4 protein-coding genes are annotated in these 7,711 nt (G+C 40.9%); all 4 read right to left on the reverse strand.

What is annotated here, in order from left to right; genetic code table 11:
• Positions 1–262: 262 nt before the first annotated feature.
• The 4 genes from pntB to rapA all read right to left on the reverse strand — a co-directional run bounded on the left by pntB (position 263) and on the right by rapA (position 7,270).
• Entirely contained in the window at positions 263–1,636 is a 1,374-nt protein-coding gene (gene pntB / locus KSO91_RS15000) for a Re/Si-specific NAD(P)(+) transhydrogenase subunit beta (RefSeq protein ID WP_238743845.1), read from the reverse strand.
• Positions 1,636–3,183, reverse strand: a complete 1,548-nt coding sequence (locus KSO91_RS15005) for a Re/Si-specific NAD(P)(+) transhydrogenase subunit alpha (protein WP_238743846.1) — start codon at positions 3,181–3,183, stop codon at positions 1,636–1,638. Before KSO91_RS15005 ends, pntB begins: the two co-directional genes overlap by 1 nt.
• 408 nt (positions 3,184–3,591) lie before the next feature.
• Complete coding sequence (locus KSO91_RS15010; RefSeq protein ID WP_338049783.1) at positions 3,592–4,272, reverse strand: RluA family pseudouridine synthase; 681 nt, start codon at positions 4,270–4,272, stop codon at positions 3,592–3,594.
• A gap of 85 nt (positions 4,273–4,357) precedes the next feature.
• Positions 4,358–7,270: an RNA polymerase-associated protein RapA gene (gene rapA / locus KSO91_RS15015; RefSeq protein ID WP_238743848.1), complete on the reverse strand. Its 2,913-nt coding sequence runs from the start codon at positions 7,268–7,270 to the stop codon at positions 4,358–4,360.
• Positions 7,271–7,711 lie beyond the last annotated feature (441 nt).

Genomic DNA, 7,711 nt, shown 5'->3' on the forward strand with positions numbered 1-7,711 from the left:
AGCGCTTTATTGATTATTTTAACGAGAATTTAGCAAAACCATTTAAATGGACGTATAAAGGTAAGGCTTTGTCGGCTTGAACCAATTATGAACATTATCACACGGACTTATGAATCGAGGTACTAGTATAGCTATATATCATGTTTGGATCTATGTTGTTTTTTGGAGAGGTAGGGAGTTCAGATTGGGTTATGAATAATATAAAACGAAAAAGCCAAATCTATCGATTCGGCTTTTTAATTTAAATGTGGGACTAATTCACTTATAGTGATTGAAGTATCGCATCAACGGATGCTTTTGCGTCACCAAATAACATTTCAGAGTTCTCTTTAAAGAACAGTGGGTTTTGAACGCCAGCGTAACCGGATGCCATAGAACGTTTAAATACCACAACTTTTTCGGCTTCCCAAACATGTAATACAGGCATCCCTGATATCGGCGTGCCGGGTTCATTTGCTGCAGGGTTAACGGTATCGTTGGCACCAATAACTAGGACAACATCAGTTTTAGTGAAATCATCATTGATTTCATCCATCTCTAATACGATATCGTAGGGTACTTTTGCTTCCGCTAATAGTACGTTCATATGACCAGGCAGACGACCCGCTACAGGATGAATACCAAAACGAACATTTTTACCTTTAGCACGTAGACGTTTAGTTAATTCTGCCACTGGATATTGCGCTTGAGCAACCGCCATACCGTAACCAGGTACGATAATGACGTTTTTAGCTGCATTCAAAGCATCTGCCACCTCTTGCGAGCTAGTTGCAAAGTGTTCACCTTGCTCTTCATCACCGCTATTTGTTGTGATTTCGTTACCGAAACCACCTAAAATAACACTCGCAAATGAGCGGTTCATGGCTCTGCACATAATGTAAGAAAGGATTGCTCCGCTTGAGCCCACTAATGCACCAGTAATGATTAGCAGGTCATTTGAAAGCATAAAACCTGTTGCCGCGGCAGCCCAACCCGAATAGGAGTTAAGCATAGAAACCACAACCGGCATATCCGCCCCACCAATTGAAGCCACTAAGTGCCAACCGAAGGCGAGTGCAATAACCGTCATAATGATTAATGCAGCTAGGCCTAAGTCACCCGTTACAAAACTGACTAATAGGTATGCCGATGATGCAACTGCAGCGATATTAATCCAATTTTTTCCGGGTAGTGAAAGTGGTGAACTATTGATTTTGCCACTCAATTTTCCAAAGGCGACAAGTGACCCCGTAAAGGTGACTGCACCAATGAAGATCCCTAAAAACACTTCAACATTATGAATGACTTGTTCTGAACCAATTAATGGCGCATGCCCTAAGAATGAGTTGAAACCAATAAATGCAGCAGCAAGACCAACAAAGCTGTGTAGAATTGCGATCAGCTCAGGCATTGACGTCATTTCAACTTTAAGTGCTAAGCGTACACCGATACCGGCGCCAACAGCCATTGCAATAGTGATATAACCTAATCCAGAAACTTGAGAACTGGCGATCGTTGCTACAATCGCAATGATCATCCCTATTATACCGAAGTAGTTACCGCGTTTAGCACTTTCTTGGCTGCTCAGGCCGCTAAGGCTGGCGATAAAGAGGATGGCTGCAATGATATATGCAGCAGTAATTAATCCTTGAGACATTATGATTTATCCTTTTGGAACATTTTCAACATACGGTGAGTAACGGTAAAACCACCCACGATATTGATACTCGCGATAAGTATTGCAATCGTTGATAGTGCATTAACTACCGCATTATCACTGCCAACTTGGAGTAGCGCACCAATTACTATGATGCCACTGATAGCGTTTGTTACACTCATGAGAGGGGTATGTAGAGAATGAGCTACATTCCAGACAACACCATAACCGACGATACAGGCAAGAATAAATACCGTGAAGTGCGCTAAAAATGCGGTCGGAGCAGAATCGGCTAACCAACCAAACAGGCCCACCGCAATAATAGTGGCAACAGGTTTAATCCATTTGTTTGGTGCTTTTTCTTCAACAATCACAGTTGCTTTTTCAGGTTCAGCTTTAGCGGCAGGTTGTGCGCTGACGTTAATTGCTGGTGGTGGCCAAGAAATTTCACCCTCTTTAATAACGGTTGCACCGCGGATCACTTCATCTTCAAAGTCGATATTAATTGTGCCGTCTTTGGCTTTACAAAGCAGTTTCATTAAGTTGACTAAGTTTGTCGCATAGAGTTGACTTGATTGTGTTGGTAGGCGGCTTGGCAAATCAGTAAAACCGATAATTTTCACACCATTCTCGCTTTGCACAATTTTATCTTTAACCGTCAAAGCTGCGTTGCCGCCAGCTTGTGCTGCTAAATCAACAATCACGCTACCTGCTTTCATCACCGCAATCATCTCTTCGGTAATTAGCAGAGGCGCTGGTTTGCCGGGAATAAGCGCAGTAGTAATAATAATATCGACATCTTTTGCTTGTTCCAGCATCATCGCAGCTTGCGCAGCTTGATAGCCTGCACTCATGGTTTTTGCGTAGCCAGTCGTACTAACTTCTGTTTCCTCGACGTAATTTACTTCGAGAAATTCAGCGCCCATACTTTCGATCTGTTCTTTGACTTCAGGACGCGTATCAAAAGCGCGAACGATCGCACCTAAACTGCCCGCAGTACCCAATGCAGAAAGACCGGCAACACCTGCGCCAATAATCATTACTTTTGCTGGTGGTACTTTTCCTGCCGCAGTAATTTGTCCTGTAAAGAAACGCCCAAATTGATTAGCAGCTTCAATAACAGCGCGGTAACCTGCGATATTTGCCATCGAACTTAATGCATCAAGTGACTGAGCACGAGAGGTGCGAGGCACTGAATCCATCGCAATTACGCTAATTTTTTTAGCGGATAGTTTGCTTAGTAACTCTGGATTTTGTGCAGGCCAAATGAAACTAACTAGGGTCGCCCCCTCTTTCATTTGCCCAATTTCTTTATCGTTAGGCGCATTAACTTTAAAAATAATGTCTGCTTGCCATACCTGCTCACTATCAGTGCCTAGTTGGGCTCCTGAGTCTTGATAAGCTTGATCCGAAAAGCTAGCGGCTGTCCCGGCGTTTTTTTCTACCATAAAAGTGAAACCTTGTTTGATCAGCAACTCCACTGTTTTTGGAGTCGCGGCAACGCGGTTTTCATTTTCTTGGCTCTCTTTAGGTATACCTATTTGCATAGTAAGTCCATGATCGCTTGTTATTATGAATAGTCGATTTTACGTACAATAAAATAGGCAGGAATAGATCTGGATCATATTCAGCATTTATTTATACGCCTTTGTATTTGTTTATTTAAACGTCTATGTGGTGCTTTGTTAGTGTCGCTACGCTTTGCTATTTTTTGTTATTATTACGACATAAAATAGCCGCGCCAAGATAACTCTAAGTCATTTATTGCAATAAAAAATGAGAGATAAATACTAGAGAATAAAATTGCTTTCGGCTACTAGTTTCATCATTTAAATTACTGCTTTTAGCAACATTCGCGTTACTTGATATAGCAAATCGCTATATTAAACAGGAAGTGGCCAATTAAAGATGAATTATCATTGCTTTATTGCTGTATCTGTTTTTGTAAAATGGCGCTAAATATCCGCAAAAGGCGGCGGACAATTAAAGGTCATTCTTTGTTCTGTGTTTGGATGAGTTAAAGTGATGCTGGCCGCATGCAATGCAAGGCGATCAGGCGATAGCTGCTGACCAAAAGCACTTGCATAAAAGTCATCGCCAATTATCCCATGCCCAAGTGATTGCATATGCACCCGTAGTTGATGGGTGCGGCCAGTTAATGGTTTTAGGCAGACAAGGGTGCTTTGTTTGTCACGTCTAATAACCTGCCATTGTGTTTGTGAACTTTTACCCTGTTCAAAGTCAATAATCTGCCGAGGCCTATTTTCCCAATCACAGCGAATAGGTAGATCGATTAAACCAGCGTCTTTTTTGACAACTCCCTCGACGCGTGCATAGTAAGTTTTATCAATCTTTTTTTGTTGGAATTGCCGTCCAATATGACTTTGTGCTGCTTTGCACATGGCTAACACGATAATACCTGAAGTCGCTAAATCTAAACGGTGTACAACGCAGGCATTAGGCCAAACGCGTAAAATGCGTAGTGCCAGACTGTCCCGATGTTTTTTTTCACGCCCAGGCACACTTAATAAACCCGCTGGTTTATTAAGTACCACAATATATTCATCTTGATAGAGAATATCCAGATACGGAGTTTGCGGCGGATGGTAGACAAAATGCGGCATAGAAAGTCTTATGGTTAGTCGATTTTAAATGCGAGGGAGCTTAAAGGATTAACAAACACCCTTCAAGCTTTCTCGCATTATCACTTTACGGCAATTGTTACGATGCTGTTGAAACAATAAAGCGGATCCCGTCCAACTTCAACTGCGTTTGATCTAAGATCAGTTCAAAATTGGTTTGCTGATCGCGCAGATATTGAATCTCATCTTCGCGAATATTTGGGTTGACTGCTTGTAATGCCTGCAGTCTATCTCGTTCATGCTGCAGTGTTTGTTGCATTTCCTTTTTTGCCTCAAGTAGGATCTCAGTCATTAATAGTTGTGCAGTAGGTAACGAATCTTTAATTAATTGATGAATGAGTGGTTGCGAAGTATTGGCTATTTTGCGACTAATATGGCGATTAATGGGGGTAAGTTGACGATCAAAACTGTCAAAAGTCACATTCGCTCCTAGATTTCTGCCATTTTTATCCAGTAGTAAACGAATCGGGGTGGTAGGCAAAAAACGACTTAATTGTGCATTATCGGTGTTAAGCGCCTCAACTATATAGATCAATTCTAAAAAAGTAGAGGCTGCTGGTAGTGAGTTGTTTTTTAAAATAGCCACAGAGGTAGTGCCTGTATCTGAGCTTAAAATCATCTCCATGCCACCACTGATCATTGGATGCTCCCAACTCAGATATTGTACATCGTCACGGCCTAATGCTGTTTTACGATTGAACGTCACCGTAGCACCATCTTCACTCAGCCCTGGGAAATCGGACGTTAGCATATGATCGGTAGGGCGCAGGACTAAGCAGTGCTCACCTTTATCTTCCTGCTGCACGCCGACAACATCAAACAGCTGCAACGCAAATTGAGTAAAATCAGGTTTTTGATCCGCTTCAATAAGATCATCAAGCAATTCACTCGGATGTAAAATACCACTCGAGTTGATTTCAAGTAGTTTATCGCGGCCTTGCTCAAGTTGTTTTTTCAGCTGCTGATTATAATTACGCGTTGTTTGGATTAACTTATCAAATTCACCATTATCGTTATTACCAGTGGCTAATAGCTGAATTAAATCATCTTTGATCAATTCGTAAATCGTGTGACCTGTTGGTGTCGTCTGTGTAAAAGCAGATAAGCCTTGCTCATACCAATGCTGTAGGTACTCCTGTGAAGTATTTTTTAAATAGGGAGTATAAATTTGAATATCGCAATGCTGGCCGATTCTGTCTAAACGACCAATACGTTGTTCAAGTAAATCCGGGTTGATAGGAAGATCAAACAGGACAAGTTGATGTGCGAATTGGAAATTCCTACCTTCAGAGCCAATCTCCGAGCAAACCATTACTTGTGCACCATGCTCTACCTGAGCGAAGTAAGCTGCCGCTTTATCTCGCTCAATTAATGATAACCCTTCATGAAAAACGGCAACTTTTATTGCCTCCCGTGTACGCAGTGCTTCTTCAATCGCTAATGCAGTTTCTGCTTGGGCTGCGATAATGAGTATTTTTTCATCCCGTAACTGCATAGTAAGATCAATTAGCCAAGTGATACGCGGATCAAATAAGCACCATGAATTACTTGCTGAACCTTCAAAGGCTTGGTAAATTTTTTCGGGATAAAGTGCTGTAAAGGCTTGTTGCTCTATTGTGCCAGTAGGTAGCATTTTAGACACTTTAATCGCAGTCTTATATTGTTCGGGTAAAGGTAGCGCAATTGATTTTAAACAGCGTTTAGGAAAACCTTTAATGGAAGCACGTGTATTGCGGAATAATAAACGACCGGTGCCATGGCGATCTAACAAATTACTAATTAACTCATGCTGTGCCTGTTGGCGTTCACTGTTCTCAAGCGAGAGATTATCAATAATGTTAAAAAGAGGTTGTGTGTCTTGCTCACTAAGTAGTTCAGTAATACTGTTTTTGGCCTCATTGGTTAATTGCTGATTATCAAGTAATTGATTAACCGCACTTGCAACAGGTTTATAACCAGCTTCTTCATTAACAAACGATTGGTAATCAAAAAAACGATTGGGATCCAGTAAGCGTAAGCGAGCGAAATGACTTTCATGGCCTAATTGTTCTGGCGTCGCAGTGAGTAACAAAACGCCCGGAATGTGATTTGCGAGTGCTTCAATAACTTGGTATTCATGACTCGGCTTCTCTTTATCCCAAATCAGATGGTGAGCTTCATCGACTATTAACAGATCCCAATCAGCTTCTAGTGCATGTTCAAAATGCTTTTTCTTACGTAGAAGATTAATACTGCATAAAACTAACTGCTCAGTTTCAAAGGGGTTAATCTCATCCACATAGGCTTCATTACAGCGAGCATCATCGAAAATGCTAAAATGTAGATTAAAGCGTCGCATCATTTCAACTAACCATTGATGCTGTAGATTTTCAGGTAAGACAATTAAAATACGTTTCGCACGACCTGTTATCAACTGCTGGTGGATAATTAAACCCGCTTCAATGGTTTTACCTAGACCAACTTCATCCGCTAGAAGGATACGAGGGGCATGACGCTTACCTACCTCTTCGGCAATATAAAATTGGTGTGGTATCAGATCAACACGCGCACCTAATAATCCACGCAACTTAGATTTTTGTTGTTTATGTTGATGGGTAAGTGTTTTATAACGCAATACAAAACGTTCGAACTTATCTATCTGTCCCGCAAAAAGCTTATCTTGTGGTTTATTGAATTTTATAAAGTTATTTAAAAAAGTTTCTTTTAAAGAACAGGATTCCCCTGTATCAATTCGTGTGCCGATATAAGTAATTAAATTATCGGTCTCTATTACGTCGTTCACCAAAAGCTTCCACTCTTGATGGCTAAGAATTTCATCGCCTATATTAAAGCGAACGCGCGTGATCGGCGCTTCCTGAATTGAATAAAGGCGTTGTTCACCCGAAGCTGCAAATAATAAAGTCAACATGCGGCCTTCTATCGCCACAAGCGTGCCTAACCCTAATTCTGATTCTGCATCACTGATCCAACGTTGACCCAAAGAAAATGTCATAAAATACCACTCAAAATAAAACTGAAAATAAGAAAGGGCGCTATGTTACCTAAATCATATTGCAAGGTACTAATCATAAAACAATAAAATCATTCTTAATTATCAAACTTTATAAAAATGAGCGTCCATAGTTATGAATAAGAAAGACTTAATGATAGCAATAGTAAACCATTTGTACATTAAAACAGCAATCAGCGATGAAGCTTAATAAAACACTTGCCAATGTGATCGATATCCCTATAATGCGACCCCACAGACACGGGCTGCAACGCCAATGACTGAGAACGAAAGAGGTTACTTTTAATGACGTTTAGCGTTGATTAGAAAGATAAGTTAACCGTTGACATTGTTCGCTGGTAGCGTAATATACGCACCTCGCCGAAAGGCACGCTCTTTAACAATTTAATCAAACAATCTGTGTGGACACTTATTGTTGATGTG

It is taken from the genome of Psychromonas antarctica (assembly GCF_022267535.1).
GTDB classification, from domain to species: domain Bacteria; phylum Pseudomonadota; class Gammaproteobacteria; order Enterobacterales; family Psychromonadaceae; genus Psychromonas; species Psychromonas antarctica.